Source organism: Paenibacillus sp. PK1-4R (assembly GCF_030369595.1).
GTDB lineage: Bacteria > Bacillota > Bacilli > Paenibacillales > Paenibacillaceae > Paenibacillus.
In genome coordinates this window covers 477,882-497,670 of record NZ_CP126535.1, presented here as the reverse complement: position 1 = coordinate 497,670, position 19,789 = coordinate 477,882, and the positions used below count along the sequence as shown (strand labels likewise).

Below are 19,789 nucleotides of genomic sequence, written 5' to 3'. Positions count from 1 at the left end.
CTAACCTCTCTACTTCACTTCATCCTGCTCTGGCAAAATCAAGCTCTCGGCCCCGCCCATATAGGGCCGCAGGGCTGCCGGAATGCGAATGCTTCCATCCTCCTGCTGATGATTCTCAAGCAACGGAATCAGGATACGCGGCGATGCCACCGCCGTATTATTGAGCGTGTGACAGTAGGCCAACTTGCCTTCGGCATCGAGGCAACGAATATTTGAACGGCGAGCCTGGAAATCATGCAGATTCGACGACGAATGCGTTTCTCCATATGCACCGCGGCTTGGCATCCAGGTCTCGATGTCATACTGTTTGTACGTTTTCTGCGACATATCCCCGGTACATACAGCGACAACACGATACGGCAGTTCCAATAATTGCAACAATTCTTCAGCGTGTCCTGTAATCTCTTGCAACATGCGCTCCGATTCTTCCGCATCAGGGGCACAGAGAATGACCTGCTCAACTTTGGCAAATTGGTGCACACGATACAATCCGCGTACATCCCGTCCGCCGGAGCCAACTTCACTGCGGAAACACGTCGATACCGCGGCCAGCTTCACAGGCTCTTGAACATCAACAATCTCATCGGCATAATACGAGACCAGCGGCACTTCAGAAGTTCCCACCAGCCACTTGTTCTCCCCTTCGAGTTCATAGACCTGATCTCGACCGGTTGGGAAGAATCCGGTGTTCACCAGCGCATCCTCCCTGACCATCAGCGGAACCTCCATTGGTGTAAACCCGTGCTTTAGCAGCAGATCAAGCGCAAGTTGCTGTACTGCCCGATGTAATAACAGGCCCGCACCTTTCAATACATAGCTTCGCGTACCGCCAATCTTAACTCCACGAGGAATATCGATCAGATCATGCAACTCCCCAAGCTCCACGTGATCTTTGGTGTTATACTCGAACGTTGGCACCTCTCCCACACGTCGCAGCTCCACATTATCCGCATCCGACGTGCCTTTCGGGGTATCCGGGGATACGATATTGGGTACCAGCCATTGCAGCTTGGTTACTTCCTCCTGCACAGGGGCGAGCTTCGCTTCCACGTATTCCAACTGTTCATTGATCTGTTTCACCTGGGCCCGCAAACCCTCTGCCTGTTCCCGATTCCCAGCTTGCATGAGTCTGCCAATGTCTGCAGATAACGTATTGCGCAATCTGCGACCTTCTTCCATTTCCTGCAAAAGTGTTCTACGTTCTTCATCACGCTCTAACAATGTGCGAATGTTGATCTTGATTTTTTTCCCGTCTGCTGCTGCCTGAACCTCTTCTGCATGTGCCCGAATCCATTTCATTTCTAACATGGTCACCGTCTCCTTTGGCTGTAAAAATACAAAGAGCGCCCTCATCCCTTGGGACGAGGAGCGCTCTGCTCGCGGTGCCACCCAACTTGCTGAATCAGGATATCCTGCTTCCAGCCTCTTGGTCCGCGATAACGGGCGGTTCCGGTTAACTTGGGGAAATATCGCTCCCCTGGCGAAAACGCCTCCGAGTTGGATGCTCTTCAACGGCATGGTCCGATCTGTAATTGTTGGTCTCAGTATATACGAACGCCGGACCAAATTGCAACCTTCTGTATCGATCAGGAATTCATGGCACATCGTAACATGTCCTGTTATGATAGACTTTGTCTTCAAGATTGCGCTTTATTGTGATCCTCAATTTATGTATATAAGTAGAAGGAGTTCTTTATGAAAAAATTACTTTGGATCGGATGTCTGTCCTATTTCCTGATTGGACTTGCCCACGTTGTGCTCGGTTCCATTTTACCGGTTGCACTTGAACATTACGGCAAAGATTATAGCCAAGGCGGAACGCTGATCTTTGCTCAATTTGCCGGATTCCTCGGTGGTGTATTGTTATCTCCATGGCTGAACAGACGCTTTGGTAAACGGGGAGGCCTGTTAATCGCCACAGCGTTGCTCTGCATTGCAGAATTATCCTATATGTTGTTGCCACCATGGGGCTGGATGTTCGTCATTGCACCCGCTGCCGGCTTTGGATTCGGAATGGTTGAAGCTGTTATTGGCACCATTATCATCGCTGCAATTAAAGACAATACAGCCGTTGCCATGAGTCGACTGGAAGTGTTATTTGGGATCGGAGCGATGGTCATGCCGCTCATTGCCAGCGGTCTGATTGCTGCCGGATACTGGCGCCTTTCTTTTCTCGTTGTTGCGATCTGCGCAGCGCTGACCTTTGTTTTCTGGGCAAAAGGATCATTCGGTGAACTCGATAAGTTTCTGGAGCGACGTAGTTCTAATAACGGTTCAGTACATGCCCACACTGCTGGGACATCGGGTGAGATGCATCCCGCATCTGCAAGTACATCCAGTCCAACCTATCGTGGCCGTAACAGAACTCTTCTGGTATTATTCGTCCTCTTCTTCTTCCTATATGTTGGCACAGAGATGAGTCTTGCGAACTTCATGCCAGCGATTCTGATTGAGAAAATGAACATGAAGGAAGCCGGAGCAGCGCTTAGTGTCACCTGTTTCTGGATTGCCATGTCCGTGGGACGACTCTTCGCCGGGTATATCGCAGAGAAATTCCAATACCGCGTCTATGTCCTGTACAGTTGTCTTGCATCTGTTCTTTTGTTAATGGTATTTCCATTTACAAACCAAATCTGGTCTGCATTTCTCATCATCTTGCTGCTTGGACTTGCGATGTCAGGTATTTTTTCCATTGCCCTTGTCTTCGCCAGTAAACTGCTGCCCGGAACAGAAGAATCCACACCCAGCATTTTGATTGCCTCAGGTGGAGTTGGCGGTGCCATTCTGCCTTTGACTACGGGATGGAGTCTTGATCATCTGGCAGTTAATCAGTCTGCATGGATGCTTGCGATCTTTGCAGTTGGCCTGCTTGTCATTAGCGTGATCACGTATCAATGGCAGAACAAACATGTGGTCGATCCAGCGACTTAACAGTTATGTGTCGTTGCAGTCCTGAGAATTAGAATTACCTATTATTGAGATGAGATTGAAATGTCTACTGTCATGACCTGACAGTGGACATTTTTTTGTAGCGATACTCTGTTCTAACGAACCTAGCACACGCTATTTATCTGCATTTCAGGATATTTGAAATCTAACGAATCCTAGAGACGTTATTATAGATAATTATCTCAAATTCAAGGTCTCGTTGGAGGTTTTTTGCATAATAACGCCGCTGAGATTCGTTAGATTTTTTATTCCCTAAAAACTGGACTAATAAGGTGTCCTCGATTCGTTAGCGCTGTAATCATCGTGGCAAGTGCCCTATCTTTGCCTCTCTCTCACCTTTCATTAAAGGTGAGAATAATATCTATTCTTTTGCACAAGATTGCCCAGGAAATACTTATGGCCAACCGAATCACACACTTTTGTTAACGACAGGCATTACGGGCCCGTTATCCTTGATGAATTTACCGAATACATATCGTACGAGTGGTCCCAAAATGATCAATTGATATGGAAGCGCCAGGCTGAAGTTACGAGCGATTGTATGGAGATACGTACGGAGTACGGATGACCCACTTAATTGATCAGCGAGATATGCCGAGATCATTCCATACAAAGACATGATCAGAACCATGCCAATCACCATAAAAAATGACATATCCAGCACACCTAGAATCTTATTGGACTTGTCGAAGGGCATAGAAAATGCAATCTTTCTCGCCACAGGGCCAACAATGAAAGACTCCACCAGAAACGCGATGACAAAACATAGTATGAATTGAAGCAGTATCTCAAGCGGGGACATCTTGCCGAGTAACCCACTGTGCCATAGATTGAAGAACATCATGACCAAGACCATTCCTGTACACATCATTAATCCGAAAATAATCTGTTCCTTCTTGCTGGTTGGCAATTCTCTCATCCTCTCTGTTTACCTTCGTAATTATAGAGATGACCAAACCCTCCACATAAGTGAACATTCTGTGAACAATTATGATTTTTTCCAATTTAAAATTGGATTTGACAACCATGTAGTACAGCCCTATGATATCCCTTAAAATGGTAGAAACATTCACTACATATGGAGGATTTTGATTATGAGTTTTCAAAAGCGCATCGACCACGTTGGCATTGCCGTCCGTGATCTGGATACTACACTTCGTTTTTATACGGAGGTTGTTGGATTGGAACTGAAAGACCGGGTGACGCATACCAACGGCGTCATTCAGCTCGCCTTTCTCGGCTTCAATGGAAGTAATGAGACTGAGATTGAGTTAATTCAAGGATACAGCGACAAGCTGCCTTCCGAAGGTACGGTACACCATTTTGCGATCCATGTAGATGACCTTGATTCTGAGTACAAACGCATCCAAGCCACCAAAGCCGTATTTATTGATGGAGAGATTATTACACTGCCTAACGGTTACCGCTATTTCTTCATCTATGGACCTGAAAAGGAATGGATTGAGTTCTTCCAGCGCTAAGAATTGGAGTTGATTTCATGAACATTTTAATTACCGGCGCAGCCGGGAAAATTGGCCGGGACTTGTCAGAAGCATATCACCTGCGACTAACGGATTTGAATATCGACAGACTGCATACGTATCAAGAAACCGACCATGAGATCATGACACTGGATGTGACAGACCCTGAAGCCTGTCAGCATGCTTGCGAAGGCATGGATGTGGTAGTACATCTGGCGGGAGACCCTTCCCCGAATGCCGGATTCTATGAATCGTTGTTGGACATCAATATCAAAGGTACATTTAATGTATTCCGTGCAGCTAAGGACCAAGGTGTGCAAAGAGTCATTCTGGCGAGCAGTGCACAGACGATTGAGGGGTATCCCATTGATGCTCAAGTCTATCCGGACATGCCAACACACCCACGGAATTTGTACGGGGTTAGCAAATGTTTTGGAGAATCGCTCGCTTCCTATTTTGCGTATACCGAAGGTTTACAAAGTGTAGCAATACGTATAGGTGCATATGATGATTTTCAACCGGACGGACCAGCGCTGGAAGCAAGGGATATGAGCGCGTATATTAGTCCGGCTGACTTGTGTGATTTGATGTTCAAAGCAATTACAGCTACCAATCTGGAGCCCTTCACCATACTGCATGGGATCTCGAATAATCGGTTTAAACGATTGAATCTGGAAACCACTCAGAAACAGGTAGGTTATGCCCCAAAATCCGATGCATTTGCACTCAGCCAGATTGCCTTATATGATTCGCCACGATAATTAATGAAAATAACACATCTAAACAGGCTGATATACATATGTATAACGGCCTGTTTGATAAGTTCATACGTGTCCCCATCCAGTTCCTGACTGGACACGTTCCACCCGCTGGCCTATAATTACACCTAGTAATGCCCGTAACTTCATAGTTTCCCAGGGGAGTCGGAATTGGCCGGCTGAGAGTGTATCCCACCAAGATACTAACCCTTAGACCTGATCTGGATCATGCCAGCGTAGGAATCGGAGTATATCGAAATGGCACAGCCCTATGGCTGAACGCCACCTCTCTAACGCCTGCACGCGTCCCGGAATACGGGACGCTTTTTTAATGTTCTTTTATATAGCCAGAGAGCTAAAAAAAGTGACGTTATTCAGATCTCAACTGGTATAAATCTGTTGATTTATGCAAGATGATTGGATATGAAGCCAAGGAGTACCCCGTGCCACTCGGCCGGACATATCGAAGGAGAGAATTACAGATGAAATGGCGTAGAACGATGGGATTGATGCTCTTATGCGTGCTTATGGTGACTGTAGCCGCATGTGGCGGCAAAGAAGCTGCCCCGGCAGAACAGAACAGCAACACAAATGCGGAAAGCAGTAACAAAGGTGACACTGCCGCCCTGAAAGATATTAAAGTGGTGCTCGACTGGACACCGAATACGAATCATACCGGCCTATATGCGGCTGTAGATCAAGGTTTTTACAAGGCTGAGGGCTTGAATGTAGAGATTGTACAACCAGGTGCCGGTGGCGCAGATACAATGGTTGCCTCGAATGAAGTGCCTTTTGGCGTAAGTTATCAGGAGAGTGTAACTCAAGCCCGCACACAGGGTGTTCCATTGGTCTCCATCGCAGCAGTTATTCAGCATAATACATCCGGGTTCGCTGCTCCGGCGGATCGGAATATCAAATCACCGAAAGATTTTGAAGGTAAAACCTATGGCGGTTGGGGTTCCCCAGTCGAAGAAGCCGTGATGCAATCCATTATGGAAGGCGACGGAGCCGATGTATCCAAAGTGAAAAACATTAACATGGGTGACGCTGACTTTTTCACCGCAGTGAAACGGGACATTGATTTCGCGTGGATTTTCTACGCCTGGACAGGTATTGAAGCCGAACTGCGCGGAGAACCGATCGACATGTTATATGTGAAGGATTATTCAGATGCATTGGATTACTACACACCTGTCCTTGTAACAAACGAGCAGACGATCCAAAACGACCCTGAGTTGGTGAAAGCATTCCTGAAAGCCACTTCAGAAGGGTATCAATATGCGATTGATCATCCCGAAGACGCAGCGAACATTCTGATCAAGGCCGTACCGGATCTAGATAAAGACTTGGTACTGGCAAGCCAGAAATGGCTTAGTCCAAAGTACACGGATGACGCCCCGCGCTGGGGTGAGCAAAAGCAGGAAGTATGGCAGAACTACACCGACTGGATGTTTAGCAAAAAACTGCTGGATGAACAGATCGATGTAAGCAAGGCATATACGAACGATTTTTTACCCCAATAAAATTTGCTTAAGTTTAACTTTTTTACACAAGAACGAAGAGTGCAGAACCCATCTGAAGAAGCGAAGCGCTCACCTTTATCCCCGGATTTCCTCCATTGAAATTCATTAAAGAAATCCGGGGATAACAGTGATCGTAAGAGGGTACTGCAATCGGAGTGATGAGTGTAAACCTGGTTCAATTCATGCAATTTATCACGAAAGGAAAAGTGATCTCTCATGGCAAGCACATTACTTAGCATTCAGGTTATTCCCAAAACGCCAAATGGCGAGAATTCTTACCCTTATGTAGATCGCGCCATTGAAGTTATTCAGCAATCCGGCCTGAAATATCAGGTGAACGCGCTCGACACCACGATGGAGGGGGAACTGGAGGAACTGCTGGAGGTTGTCCGTAAAATGCACGAGGTACTCGTGGAGGCTGGCAGCCCAAGCATCATCTCCCAGATCAAAATCGCCCATAGCCCTACCGGCTTCAGCATGGACACCCTGACGGAGAAGTATCGCTAATGCCTGCCTATTTCAAAAGTGTATGGCCGCCCATTGTGGCGGTTATTCTCTTTATAGCGATATGGCAGGGAGCCGTCTCCCTCTTCCATATTGAGAAATGGATGCTGCCTGCACCGTCCGACATCGCCCGCGAAGCGGCAACCCAGGCCGAACGGCTTGGCATGCACGCTTCCGCAACCATTCAGTTAACGCTGATTGGATTCGCGGCTGGCACAGCGGTCGGATTACTGATAGCGATGGTGCTGCATTTGGTCCCTTTTCTCAAGTCAGCCCTGTACCCTTTACTTATTCTTAGTCAAAATATCCCGACCATCGCGCTCGCGCCACTCCTGTTAATCTGGTTCGGATTCGGGCTGTTGCCCAAGCTGATTACGATCATCCTCGTCTGCTTCTTCCCTGTTGCAGTGGCGGCGATGGATGGCTTGACCCGTACTGACGCGGCGATGATGAACTATATGCGCATGGCTGGTGCGAAACGTCATCAGATTTTCTGGAAGCTGGAGCTTCCCCATGCGCTGCCATCCGTGTTCTCCGGTGTCAAAATCGCCGCTACCTATAGCGTGATGGGTGCCATCATTGCCGAATGGATTGGTGCAGACAAGGGTATTGGTTATTATATGATGCTGCAAAAGTCGGCTTATCGCACCGATCGTTTATTCGTGGCAATCATGATTATTGTCGCTCTCAGCTTACTGCTCTTCCTGCTCATTGCACTACTGGAGAAGCTGCTCGTGCGCTGGCGGCCACAGAAGCGGTAGTAAAGCATGTAATCTGTATATTAGGAAGTGATGACCATATGAATCGGCAACAGGAAAAACAAGTCCAGCCTGGACGAGGAGCAAGTGTAATGGAGCCAAAGTACAATGAAAAACTCCACCCGGCTACGCCTGATCGACCTGCCACTCCTGCTCCGGTTCCACCTGCACTGGACGTTGTTAATGTTCATGCATCATTCCGTGAACGGCGGAGCAAGTTACCGGTTCTGAACGGCCTGTCCCTGACTGTGGAGCAAGGCGAGTTTGTTGCTATCGTTGGACCTTCTGGCTGTGGCAAAAGCACCCTGTTCCATATCATCGGTGGTCTGCTGAAGCCACAGGAAGGCCAAGTGCTTATGAACGGTCAGAATGTAACGGGACAGCGTGGCAAGATTAGTTATATGCCGCAACAACCCGCTCTTTTCCCTTGGCGTACCATTGAAGACAATGTACTGCTTGCTGGTGAAGTAGCTTCAAGTGCTCCCCCTCGGGCCGAAGCACTTGCGGAAGCTCGTAAGTGGTTAAGCAGCGTGGGTCTTGCCGGGTTTGAGCAGGCCTATCCTCATATGTTGTCGGGCGGAATGCAGCAGCGTGCTGCTTTTCTGCGCGCCCTGCTCAGTCCGCAGGAGCTGATGCTACTGGACGAACCCTTCAGCGCACTGGATGCACTGACACGTAGCGACATGCAGCGCTGGCTACTTGATATCTGGGAACAGAACCGCCGCTCGGTGCTGTTCATCACCCATAATATCGAAGAAGCATTACTGCTAGCGGATCGGGTCTATGTATTATCCAACCGACCTGCAACAGTGTTGCACGAGGTACATGTTCCTTTTGATCGCCCAAGACGAGAAGAAATTACGGAGGAATCCGCTTTTCTGGAGCGTAAACGGCAGATTGCTCAGTGGATGAGAGAAGAACAGCAGAAAGCCCGCCTATAATAATAGCGCGGGTTTTTAAAGTTATTATTTTCCTTTATTGGGTGATCCACCATAAGAAATTCTGCGTAACATAGTTAGAATATAAATGACCACAAGGAGGAATTCCCGCGTGCATTCTCAAGCTTTTGCACCATTAATTGATGCTCATATTCACTTCGATCAGTATACCCCTGACGAACAACGCGAGATGCTGCTATCTTTCCCGTCTCAACAAGTCGAGGCAGTCATCGCCGTGTCCATGAATCTCGCTTCTGCCCAGGCCAACCTGGAGCTTGCAAAGCAACAGCCACGCAACATCTATCCGGCCTTCGGTTTCCATCCGGAACAGGAACTACCATCCGTTGCAGAAATGGACCTGTTCTTCCAATGGATCGAGAAGCATATGGGACAAGCCACAGCCATAGGAGAAGTTGGCCTTCCCTATTACAATCGTCTAGAGGCTGAGCAGGCAGGACAGCACTTCGATCAGAGCGGGTATATCGAACTGCTCGAACGTTTCATCCAACTTGCCAAAAAGCACAACAAACCACTTGTCCTTCATGCGGTATACGATGATGCCGATATCGTCTGTGATCTGCTGGAGCAATATCAGTTCCGACGTGCTCATTTCCACTGGTTCAAAGGTTCTCGCCAAACCGTAAGGCGCATGGCGGACAACGGTTATTTCATTTCCTTCACGCCGGATATTCTGTATGAAGAAGAGATTCGCGAACTCGCCCGGCAATATCCATCGGAACAAGTGATGGCCGAGACCGACGGACCTTGGCCCTTCGAAGGACCATTTCAGGGACGAATGACACACCCTGCCATGACCAGACAGGTCATCCAGGCATGGAGTGAGATCACTGGCATGGGAACCGAGCGGGCAGCCCGTCTCTTTTATCAGAACACAAAGCGTTTCTATGGCTTAACTTGATTACCAGCTGGTAGCAGCAAGCACTCTCGCTTGCCCTGCCAACACAGCACTTTACAACAAAGCACAAAGAAGCCAGTCGGTTTCGATCCGACTGACTTCTAATTTACTATATATATCAGTTGAACTGAATTTTTACACAGGAACGTAGAGGACAGAAATAACCTGAGGAAGCAGAGCGTTCGCCTTTATCGCTAGATTTTCACCTTCACAAAAATTGGATCAAAAAATCTGGGGATAACAGCGATCGGAAGGTTGTTCTGTCATCGGAGTGGCAAGTGTAACTACCTTCAGTTCAACTTAACGCTTCAAAAATCCTTTGCCTTCCAGGAACGGTCTCACTTGCAACCTTGTCGGCTCAGTCAGACGCTTCGCCATCAGTTCGGACCATGGAGTTGTTCTTTCACCGTTAGTCCGTTCTTTCATGTAGGCCGTCGTTGTCTCATCATACTGCTCAACACCCTTGATGCTCTGCTCGGCATTATAGCGATTATGATGCAGAACTGCATTCAGTGGCAGACGTGGACGAATCCCCGTTTCCTGATCTGCAACACCAATACACATGCCATACACCGGATATACCCCTTCCGGCAATCCCAACAACTCGGCTACTTCCTCAATCCGGGTCCGAAGCCCGCCGATATATACGATTCCAAAACCAAGCGACTCTGCTGCAAGAGCAGCATTCTGGGAAGCCAATGCAGCATCAATCGTGGCTACCATGAAATTCTCGGTTGAATCGGCGTACGATTCCTTTTCAGGAAGATGACGTTTCGCAGCATCACTCAGTCGATACAGATCAGCACACCATACGAGAAACACCGGGCATTCATTGACGTAGGCCTGATTGCCTGCCAATTCAGCCAGCTTGGCTTTTTGCTCTAAGTCAGTCACAGCAATTACAGTATATGCTTGCACACTACTTGAAGAGGAAGCCATCTGCCCAGCCGCTACGATGGCTGCAAGCTGCTCTTCACTTACCGGGTCTGGCTTGAATTTGCGTACAGAACGGTGTTTCATCATCAACTCAATGGTTTCATTCATGGTGGTTCACTCCCAATCCTCGAAGTACGAACTCAATTGTCTGCTCAGCGAGCTCGTCTGTATTCATATCCTGATAATCAAAGCCAAATCGTGAATTCTTGGCCCGTTTGTGCGCCAAAGCCACGCCCATAACCTGAAGCATCGCATAAGATACGGACTCGACCTGGAACAATCCCTGATCCTTACCCTCTTGCAGCAGTTCCCTCACTCGGGTCCAGACAGGGTCTAGAAAACGAAATACGGTAGCTGTACGATGTGTACGCAGTGTAATTTCAAGCTGCACAATATCACTCATCTCCCGATCCGTCATCGTGAACTTCACAACTTCACCAATAATTCGGCGGATACCTTCCACAGGCGAGGACATCGACTCTTCCGCCAGCGAGTTCATCATATGCCCCGGGAAAAAATGCTCAAATAATGCTTCGAACACCTTTTCTTTGCCGCCAAAATGATAAGACACCAACGACACATTGGCACCTGCCTCATCACATATTTGACGAACACTCGTCCCGTCATACCCTTGCTGTGCAAAAAGCTTTTTGGCTGCAAGCAATATCCTCGTTTTGATATCCAACTCCGGTTCCGTCATTCCGTCCCGCTCCCTCTTGTCCGTTCATCTTATTCGCTCCAGCTCAAGGACTGCAGCCAGCGATTCATCTGTCTATTATATTACACCAAGCACCCCGATGAAAATCATCGGGGTGCTTGTCCTATCCTATGATGCAGTGGTATGCATCTGCTGTATTAGTTGTTTGCTTGAGCAGGGCTTGGAGCCATAGCTGGCATGCGTTGTTTTTTCAACAACGTCACGACCAGTGACAACGCAACGGCAACCAACAATACAATCACGATAGAGCCCGCAGCAGACTGAACTCCTGGGCCTCCCAACTGCACGCTCAGAATACCCTGAACGGCGTATGTTGCAGGCAGGTACTGCCCAATGCCGCTATAGAAACTGTTCAGCAATTCACGCGGTACCATTGCGCCGGAAGATACCAGTTGCAAGGACAGTGAGATGATGTTGAACAGACTTCCTGCTGGTCCGAAGCAGATCAGGAAAAACTGGGAGAAGAACATGAACGTGCACAGGAAGAGCGCCTGGAACAACCAGAATGCAACGAATCCTTGTGCAATCTGTCCTCCCAGTGCCACGATCAGCGATGATCCCAGCAAGGAAACGACCAATGCAGAACCCACGTTAATGACTACTCTCGCGCCAAACAAAGTCAATCGGGAATAGGTAGATGACAGCATACCCATGGCTGTCTGGAGGTTCATCCCCATGATCATGGCACCTACATAGGAAGCCAGTACCATCATCATTGGCACCATCTGATTATTCATCCCGTTAACCGGGTTGATGGACGTTGTCGTTCCTTCCACTCGGGTAGTCAGGTTTGTAGCGGCTTCAGCAGCCTGTTCGGCAGGCGCGCCTGAAGCGGTCAACACTGTCTGTACCCCTTGTGCTGTAGCTTGTTTGTTAATTGTGTTTGTCACACTTTGTGATACACCTTGCATCATGCTTTTGATCGTAACCGGGTTCGCTTCATTAATGGTGTATTTAATCTCGGCGGTTGAGCCAGCCGTCTGAAGCAATTCGTTAAATCCAGCCGGGATATCGAGCACCATGTGTACTTGGTGATGATTCAGCTGGTCCAACGCTTCAGCCGCACTCAGATTAGATACGGTGTGGAAAGGCAGTGTTCCTGCGAGGGAATCTGCGATGCCTTTGGACATTTCGCCGTCCTCATTCACAATCGCAACCGTCAATTCCTTCGTGCGGTCGTTTACTCCCGAATATGCGGTCATCCAGATCACGCTAAAGATCACTTGGAACATAAGTGCTGTTACGATCCCTACAATCACTGGCGGTTTTTTAAACAATGTACGTAAAGCCTGTAACATAAAAGGTGTCCTCCATTACTCAAATAGTTCTAATTTGATTTAAACAGTTGTTTGAATCAAACGATCGTTTAAATTTTATGTGAATATGTCCATATTGTCAACTCATTTTTGAAAAATTCAGAAAATATAAGCTTTATTCATGAATGCAATTGATCCATTTTCACAAAAGAGCATTATGCTATCATTTCTCTGTAGAAAAGAACATCTATACCAACGATTCAGGCTTACTTTCTGGCGACTCAACTGTATTTTTTCTCAACAAAAAAACACGGTCCGCCGCAGCGAACCGCGTATTTATTCATCCTCACTTCATTGACAATGAGGCGTTGAATATATCTCCAAACAAAGGTCAGTTATTCACTTCTCTTCAGCTTCATGCGTTGCAGACGCAGCGAATTCAGTACAACCGACACGGAGCTGAACGCCATCGCTGCCCCTGCCAGCCATGGAGCCAGGAAGCCAACTGCCGCAATAGGAATACCAATAACGTTGTATCCAAGTGCCCAGAACAGGTTTTGTTTGATGTTACCCATCGTGCGCCGGCTCATCTCAATCGCATCTGCAATGCTGTTCAGATCACCACGCATCAACGTAATATCCGCCGCTTCCATCGCTACATCCGTTCCTGTTCCGATGGCCATCCCAATATCAGCAGTAGCAAGTGCCGGAGCATCATTAATGCCGTCACCTACCATCGCAACTTTCAGGCCACTCTCCTGAAGTTTCTTCACTTCCGCTGCTTTGCCTTCCGGCAGAACCTCAGCCAGAACTTTACGGATCCCTGCTTGTTCTGCTACAGCGCGAGCTGTTCGCTCATTGTCTCCCGTGATCATGATAACATCGATCCCCATCGCCTGAAGACGACCGATGGCTTCGCGAGAGGTATCCTTGATGGTATCAGCCACAGCCACGATACCTGCCCACTGACCATCCACCGCAACCAACATCGCTGTACGTCCCTGCTCTTCCAGTCGGTTCATTTGCTGAACAGTTTCCTCTGAGACATTCACCTGTTCATCCGCAAGCAGCCGCCGTGTGCCGACCAGAATTTCCTGTCCTTTTAATGAAGCTCGCACGCCGTATCCCGGTATGTTCTCAAACTTCTCTGTTGGGGTTAACTCCAGACCCTTGGCACGTATACCCGCAACAATCGCCTCTGCCAGCGGATGCTCGGAACTCTGTTCGGCCGCTCCCACTCGCTCAAGCAGATCGGATTCCGTCCAATTCGGAGCCGTAACAACATCAGTAAGGACGGGTTTACCTTGGGTCACTGTACCTGTTTTGTCGAGCACCACGGTCTGAATCTGTTGTGCCGACTCCAGATGTTCGCCGCCCTTGAACAGAATGCCATATTCAGCCGCACGTCCTGATCCAGCCATGACAGAGGTCGGTGTTGCCAGCCCCAGTGCACATGGACAGGCAATGACAAGCACGGCAATCGCTTTTTCAAGGGAACCAGCGAAGTCACCTGGACTTGCAAACAGATACCAGATCAAGAATGTCAGCGCGGCAATACCCACGACAATCGGAACAAATATACCCGATATGACATCTGCAATCCGCTGGATCGGTGCTTTGGAGCCCTGAGCTTGCTCGACTACTTTAATAATCTGGGACAAAGCCGTGTCCGATCCCACTCGGGTCGCACGTAGTCGTAATACCCCGTTTTTGTTCAGCGTAGCACCTGTAACGGGATCTCCTGGCTTTTTATCCACGGGAAGGCTCTCTCCGCTTAACATGGATTCATCCACAGAGGATTGGCCCTCTTCAACAATACCATCCACCGGGATACTGTCCCCCGGCTTCACCAGGATCAGATCACCCACCGCAACATATGCGGCTGGAACCATAACTTCCTGTCCATCACGGATGACACGGGCTTCACGTGGAGCCAGTTCAATCAGGCTTTTGATCGCCTGTGAAGAGCGACCTTTCGCCACAGCTTCGAACCATTTTCCCAGTAAAATTAACGTAATTAGAATTGCACTTGTCTCATAATAGAGTTCTACCGAAGGCATGGCGGCTGTGCTCGTTCCCATTGCGCCGTGATCCATCGTCGTCGTAGAAGGTAAGTACCCACTGGATAACGTCAGATACAGACTGTAGAAAAACGCTGCGCTGGTACCCAGTGCCACGAGAACGTCCATATTGGCACTGCCGTTACGTAAGGCTTTGTATGCCCCCACATAGAATTGCCATCCAATCACGAACTGTACTGGCGTTGCCAGAATCAGCTGGAACCAAGGGTTCATGAACAGATCTGGGACATAGATTCCGGATGTGAACGAGAAATGCCCCACCATTGCCCACAGTAAAGGAATCGATAACAACGCAGAGATCATCCATTTCCACTTTTTGCGTTGCAGCTCACGTTCACGAACCGATGTGGTCTCTTCTTGCGTCAATTGCAGTTCAGCACCGTAGCCCATCTGCTTGATCTTGGCGGTAATATCCGAAGGTTTCAATGCACCAGCGGCATATTCGATATGCCCTGTTTCCAGCGCCAGATTAACATTCGCCTGAGATACCCCCGGTAGTCGGGAAAGACCTTTTTCAATCCGGGCAGAACAGGCGGCACACGTCATACCGGTGATGTTCAAATCAACTGATTCGGACACCGTACCGTAGCCAAGAGCCTCTACTTTATCCCGCAACGCATTCACGTTGGTTGTCTTCGGATCATAAGATACGGTTGCCTGTTCAATAGCAAGGTTCACATTGGCCTCATGTACCCCTTCCATGCGGGTCAATCCCTTCTCCACTCGCGTCGAACATGCAGCACAAGTCATTCCCGTGATGTGCAGTGTTGCCTTTAGTCCTGGTGCTTCTGCCATAGGTGGCATTGGTGTGGGTTCGGATGATCTATCCATTGGTTTATTCGTTGAGTTATCCATCATGTCAGCTCCTTTCATGTCAATTCAATTTTTGTATGTTGCATTGCATTATACCCCCAAGGGGTATATATCAGACAGAAAATTAGGCTTAAACCTGACTCTTGGAAAAAGGTACTCTGACCTCGTTTTCGCCCATGAGCATGTTCGGTTTAAGCCTGTGATCCCGTTAGACTACATCGTATCCCTGATCTTCAATCGCAGCTTTGATCTGATCCACGTTCACCGTCTGCTCATCATATTCCACCGCTACTGTTCCCGCTGCCAGATCAACCTTACCACTCGCACCGGTATTCTTCACAGCTTCTTCAACCGACTTCACACAGTGATTGCAAGACATTCCCGTAACGTTCAACGTAACATTAGACATTGTAAATTCCTCCTTGGGGTATATTAAATGATAAATTAAATAGGTGAATTGATTCAGCTTACTTCATTAACTTCCGCATCGTAACCAGCAGTTCATCCACAACCTCATGTTCACCAGCCTGAATACGCTCAACGATACAGCTCTTCATATGGCCTTCAAGCAAAAGTTTGCCTACTGAATTAAGAGCAGACTGAGCCGCCGCAATCTGCGTCAGCACATCATCACAATACGTATCCTTCTCGATCAATCCCTTGATCCCGCGAATCTGACCTTCCACACGGTTCAAACGAGAAACCAGGTTACTCTTCATCTCCTGCGAATGGTGACTCTTGCGCACATGCTTCCCATCACTGCCCTCGGCATGACAGGATACCGCTTCTTCTTGAACTGTAGCCAAAACTTCCGTTGAATCGGACTTGGAGGATTGCAAAGGTTCCTCGGGATGGCTCTGATGATCCATCATGAACACCCCTTTTCTTTCGTTCTTTTCTAAGAGTAACATACCCCATGGGGGTATTCAAGAGTATTCTGATATTTTATTAAAATGGATGAATCCCTACCTAATTAAATAGAGCATGAGATAGTTCAGCTGCCTCGAATGACATCTCTATCTGAAGAGTAATGATCTGACTACGGACACTCATTTTCCGATTAAACTCATCATTAATATCTGAAACAGACTGGGACTGTTCCACCCATTTCAACCACTCAGGGACTTCCCACATACTTCGAGCTGCAATGGCGACACAGTAGCCGTACCTTGCAAGTCTTTCATCGTCCATCCACCCCGCTGTCCGAAGTCCATACATGTAGCGATCGAACATTTCCTCTTTAGCTGTAAATATGTCCTCTGCTGCAATATGACCCAAACTTGCATTAACTCCAAATAGCTTTCCTAATTCTTCACCAACACCAGAAATACTCATGAATTGCCAATCAATAAGAGTAAGTACGCTATCGTCCAGACGTTCTGTTGGCATAAATATATTGCCTTGCCCCAAATCCTGATGTGACAATACTCGTGGTAATTGGTCCAGTGTATTTATAACCTTGTCCAACTGCTCGCTATATTGGTTGAACCACTGCCAGATTGAATGGGCTTGCTTTTGGATTACAGGAGCATACTGACGACATCCCCTAACCCAAGATTTGAGCCAACTCGGGCAGATCCATTCTTGTTGAGGTAATGGTGCTCCCGTCAGATAGGCTCCGTGAAACTCACCAAGGCGTTCCGCAATCCATCCCCAATCATCCAGGGGCCAGACATGATCACACTTCGAATGACAAGACACATCTTCCATCCACAACCCAATGGTGTGGTCCAATCTGTACTGTACAGAGAAACAACGCGGAGCTATGATACGTCCCGGCAAATGATCCAGTATTCCTGATGAGAATATCTCAGCTTCTCTTTTCCAATAGTTATGGTATGTAACATCTTCCTTCTCTGCTGAGTCCGGTTTAATACATTTCAAGATAAGTGACCATGATAGTAATGCTCCAGCTGCAGTAGCTGTTCCACGAATTCGATAAATACCTGATGTGGTGAAATTAAGACGTCCCGGATTGATGGGTTCAACTTCCCAAGATTGTATTACTGCGTCAGGCTCTTCCAACAGTTTCTGCACACTGCGAACAAGATATTCCACATCCTCAGAAGATTGCAAAATGTTATTCTCGCTAAGTTGTTCTTTTTCATTAATACTTCCCATATCCTTCGTTCCCCTCCCCTCCATGCCGATGTTCCTTTCACTCCACTGGTTGTGCCTTACAAGGTATACTCCATCCTGCTACTGCGTACGACCAGACCCATCTGTTCATAGAAAGCCTGTGCCCCAGAATTAAAAGTCGACACGGATAATTCCACGCTGTCTGCCTGAAGCTCTCTCCCTAGCTCGATGAATGCTTGTAGTAACTGTTTGCCTGTTCCTTGGCCCCGATGCTTGGTATCCACTACAAGTTCATGGATGTACAGCAACTTACGATCCACCATCAACGAGTTATCTTGAATAACACTTAACTGCGCACTCCCGTAACCCAGAATCAAACCCGTTTCCGAAGACTCGGCAACATACAGGTAACGCTTATCCGTTTCCAGCAGTTCGGTGAACTCCTTTTCCTCCATTCTGGTCTCTAACGCTCTGTATAGATCGGGCCGCCCCTCGACATGCATCTGGTGCAACTCATCCATCAATAATGACACGCCAGAGTAGTCCCTCATTTCTGCCTTTCTGATGTTAATCGTACCTGTACTCATCCCCATCACTCTTTCATCTACTGAATTTTACATTATTATACAACCAAAAAGCAGATACCATAAGGGTACCTGCTTCGCTAAATTTATTTTCATTCCACAAAGCGAATGTGATGCTCATGTTGCTTATTTTTTCGAAGAAGTATTTCCTTCATTAAAAGCAACAGGTGATGGCTTCGCGGCCCATTCATCCGCCTGCGGCTCAATGTCCACTCCGCTCAAAATCTTCTTTTTCTCCATCAAGGAATCCCCGTCTTCATCCAGCTTGTTGCGAATTTCCGCCTCGTCCTGAGGTTGATTGTTCTGTGTCATCATAGAGTCCTCCCTTTTTCGTATTCATGGTTGATGTTCCTTTATATAACGTGCCCACTTTCTGCATTATCATTCTCTTTGAGGATCAGGCCGTCCCCAAGTTATGTGTTACTTGAATTAATGATACAATATGAACATTACTTTTTAAGGAGATTTTATTTCATGGCTACAGATAAAAGAGTTTTTACACTTAGGTTGCGAGAAAAGAATTTTGAGAAAATTAAAGTTATTGCGGACAAAAACAAACGATCTATTGCAATGCAGATTGAGTATCTTATTGAACAACATATTGATGAATTTGAGAAAGAACAAGGTGTTATTTACCCAGATAAACATAATGACGTATAGATTTTGCGCCCTTAATACATGCGCATTATCCATACGTCATTTTTCATGATATATCCTGTTCCCCGTTAATCGAAATCAACCTGTTTATCCAAAATGATTTCCTCTACTTTGTATTCCATCTCTGGTATTGAGGGAATCAAGGAGAATCGAACGTTTTCCAGAGAAGAAGGAAGAGCAGGAACCACTCGGAAACTAATTTGAGTCTCCCCACCTCCTCCACGACTGCCATGTCTCATGGTGATATGTCTCTGTTCGCTGAATATTTCCAGAGCCAAATGTGGAACCATTTGTATACGCTCAGCTTCATTCCCCTTATATTGAATCTCCACATATACGAGGCTTTCGCCTTCATATTGCATCGAATGCGTGATCATATACTCACACGAATCTTTAATCATTTTCTTCATAATCGGCACCACACTTGTCAATTGAAGAGGTTCACTTGGAAAGTAGTGTCTTTGCGGCATCGGTTGCACGCTACGGAGAACATATCGGATATCTTCCTCCTTCATATCCAGTAAGCTCACCCATTCATCGATGGTATTTTGAGGAGGTTGGTATTGGACTGCTCCGGTTATGTCCTTTCTGGCTGCAACCAGTTTCAAAAGTTGCTCATCAATCCGCTGTACCTCATCGCTGTATTCATTAGGAATTTCACGTAATTCACTCCAGCCCATATTTAATCACTCTCCTAATTTAATAACATGCCATGAAATACAATTCGCTACTGTACCTGCATCCCCTCTTCTTTTTCAGTTTATTTAAAAAGGCGCCACTTAACTATAAACGGAAAACTTAAAAGGAAAGGACGCCCCTTGGGTCATATTCATGACCT

General features: G+C 47.3%; 21 protein-coding genes and 1 riboswitch. Of the genes, 9 read left to right on the top strand and 12 right to left on the bottom strand.

Annotation, left to right across the window (positions count from 1 at the left end; genetic code table 11):
- Window positions 1–9 precede the first annotated feature (9 nt).
- Window positions 10–1,308 (bottom strand): serine--tRNA ligase, encoded by a 1,299-nt coding sequence (serS, locus tag QNO02_RS02370; protein ID WP_289390986.1) that lies wholly within the window; start codon window positions 1,306–1,308, stop codon window positions 10–12.
- Between the two features lie 387 nt (window positions 1,309–1,695).
- On the opposite strand from serS, the gene QNO02_RS02365 reads away from it, so the two are divergent.
- Window positions 1,696–2,931, top strand: a complete 1,236-nt coding sequence (locus tag QNO02_RS02365) for an MFS transporter (RefSeq protein WP_091038155.1) — start codon at window positions 1,696–1,698, stop codon at window positions 2,929–2,931.
- Between the two features lie 427 nt (window positions 2,932–3,358).
- Here QNO02_RS02365 and QNO02_RS02360 read toward each other — a convergent pair whose 3' ends face one another.
- On the bottom strand, window positions 3,359–3,868 hold the full coding sequence (locus tag QNO02_RS02360; RefSeq protein WP_353959100.1) for a DUF2798 domain-containing protein: 510 nt from the start codon (window positions 3,866–3,868) through the stop codon (window positions 3,359–3,361).
- A gap of 175 nt (window positions 3,869–4,043) precedes the next feature.
- Here QNO02_RS02360 and QNO02_RS02355 point away from each other — a divergent pair, with 175 nt between their 5' ends.
- The 7 genes from QNO02_RS02355 to QNO02_RS02325 all read left to right on the top strand — a co-directional run bounded on the left by QNO02_RS02355 (window position 4,044) and on the right by QNO02_RS02325 (window position 9,830).
- On the top strand, window positions 4,044–4,430 hold the full coding sequence (locus QNO02_RS02355) for a VOC family protein (RefSeq protein ID WP_289390983.1): 387 nt from the start codon (window positions 4,044–4,046) through the stop codon (window positions 4,428–4,430).
- A 17-nt stretch (window positions 4,431–4,447) separates the two neighbouring features.
- Window positions 4,448–5,191, top strand: coding sequence for an NAD-dependent epimerase/dehydratase family protein (locus tag QNO02_RS02350; RefSeq protein WP_289390981.1), 744 nt, complete (start codon window positions 4,448–4,450; stop codon window positions 5,189–5,191).
- Window positions 5,192–5,336: 145 nt separating this feature from the next.
- Window positions 5,337–5,449, top strand: a riboswitch (TPP riboswitch).
- Window positions 5,450–5,670: 221 nt separating this feature from the next.
- A complete protein-coding gene (locus QNO02_RS02345; RefSeq protein ID WP_091038151.1) occupies window positions 5,671–6,711 on the top strand; it encodes an ABC transporter substrate-binding protein in 1,041 nt (346 codons plus the stop codon).
- Window positions 6,712–6,927: 216 nt separating this feature from the next.
- Entirely contained in the window at window positions 6,928–7,218 is a 291-nt protein-coding gene (locus QNO02_RS02340) for a thiamine-binding protein (RefSeq protein ID WP_017690996.1), read from the top strand.
- Window positions 7,218–7,976 carry an ABC transporter permease gene (locus QNO02_RS02335; protein ID WP_091038150.1) on the top strand — a complete coding sequence of 253 codons (759 nt, stop codon included), beginning with the start codon at window positions 7,218–7,220 and terminating at the stop codon, window positions 7,974–7,976. Before QNO02_RS02340 ends, QNO02_RS02335 begins: the two co-directional genes overlap by 1 nt.
- Window positions 7,977–8,014: 38 nt before the next feature.
- Window positions 8,015–8,914 carry an ABC transporter ATP-binding protein gene (locus QNO02_RS02330; RefSeq protein ID WP_289390979.1) on the top strand — a complete coding sequence of 300 codons (900 nt, stop codon included), beginning with the start codon at window positions 8,015–8,017 and terminating at the stop codon, window positions 8,912–8,914.
- An 85-nt stretch (window positions 8,915–8,999) separates the two neighbouring features.
- Entirely contained in the window at window positions 9,000–9,830 is an 831-nt protein-coding gene (locus tag QNO02_RS02325) for a TatD family hydrolase (protein WP_289390978.1), read from the top strand.
- Between the two features lie 297 nt (window positions 9,831–10,127).
- Here QNO02_RS02325 and nfsA read toward each other — a convergent pair whose 3' ends face one another.
- From nfsA to QNO02_RS02280, 9 genes are all read right to left on the bottom strand, one after another.
- Entirely contained in the window at window positions 10,128–10,871 is a 744-nt protein-coding gene (gene nfsA / locus QNO02_RS02320; RefSeq protein ID WP_133386944.1) for an oxygen-insensitive NADPH nitroreductase, read from the bottom strand.
- Window positions 10,864–11,463, bottom strand: coding sequence for a TetR family transcriptional regulator (locus QNO02_RS02315; RefSeq protein ID WP_091038144.1), 600 nt, complete (start codon window positions 11,461–11,463; stop codon window positions 10,864–10,866). The genes nfsA and QNO02_RS02315 overlap by 8 nt, the downstream gene beginning before the upstream one ends.
- 155 nt (window positions 11,464–11,618) lie before the next feature.
- Entirely contained in the window at window positions 11,619–12,779 is a 1,161-nt protein-coding gene (locus QNO02_RS02310; RefSeq protein WP_091038143.1) for a YhgE/Pip domain-containing protein, read from the bottom strand.
- A gap of 353 nt (window positions 12,780–13,132) precedes the next feature.
- Entirely contained in the window at window positions 13,133–15,622 is a 2,490-nt protein-coding gene (locus tag QNO02_RS02305) for a heavy metal translocating P-type ATPase (protein WP_091038369.1), read from the bottom strand.
- A 217-nt stretch (window positions 15,623–15,839) separates the two neighbouring features.
- Window positions 15,840–16,040 (bottom strand): copper ion binding protein, encoded by a 201-nt coding sequence (locus QNO02_RS02300; protein ID WP_017691004.1) that lies wholly within the window; start codon window positions 16,038–16,040, stop codon window positions 15,840–15,842.
- A 58-nt stretch (window positions 16,041–16,098) separates the two neighbouring features.
- Entirely contained in the window at window positions 16,099–16,500 is a 402-nt protein-coding gene (locus tag QNO02_RS02295; RefSeq protein WP_289392660.1) for a metal-sensitive transcriptional regulator, read from the bottom strand.
- A gap of 100 nt (window positions 16,501–16,600) precedes the next feature.
- Window positions 16,601–17,752 (bottom strand): protein kinase family protein, encoded by a 1,152-nt coding sequence (locus QNO02_RS02290; protein ID WP_289390977.1) that lies wholly within the window; start codon window positions 17,750–17,752, stop codon window positions 16,601–16,603.
- 56 nt (window positions 17,753–17,808) lie between these two features.
- Window positions 17,809–18,297: a GNAT family N-acetyltransferase gene (locus QNO02_RS02285; RefSeq protein WP_176873055.1), complete on the bottom strand. Its 489-nt coding sequence runs from the start codon at window positions 18,295–18,297 to the stop codon at window positions 17,809–17,811.
- 123 nt (window positions 18,298–18,420) lie between these two features.
- Window positions 18,421–18,606, bottom strand: a complete 186-nt coding sequence (locus QNO02_RS02280) for a hypothetical protein (protein ID WP_036616704.1) — start codon at window positions 18,604–18,606, stop codon at window positions 18,421–18,423.
- A 162-nt stretch (window positions 18,607–18,768) separates the two neighbouring features.
- Between QNO02_RS02280 and QNO02_RS02275 the strand changes: the two genes are divergently transcribed.
- Entirely contained in the window at window positions 18,769–18,954 is a 186-nt protein-coding gene (locus QNO02_RS02275; protein WP_091038138.1) for a hypothetical protein, read from the top strand.
- A 65-nt stretch (window positions 18,955–19,019) separates the two neighbouring features.
- On the opposite strand, the gene QNO02_RS02270 is transcribed toward QNO02_RS02275, so the two are convergent.
- Complete coding sequence (locus tag QNO02_RS02270) at window positions 19,020–19,631, bottom strand: hypothetical protein (RefSeq protein ID WP_221823887.1); 612 nt, start codon at window positions 19,629–19,631, stop codon at window positions 19,020–19,022.
- Between the last annotated feature and the right edge of the window lie 158 nt (window positions 19,632–19,789).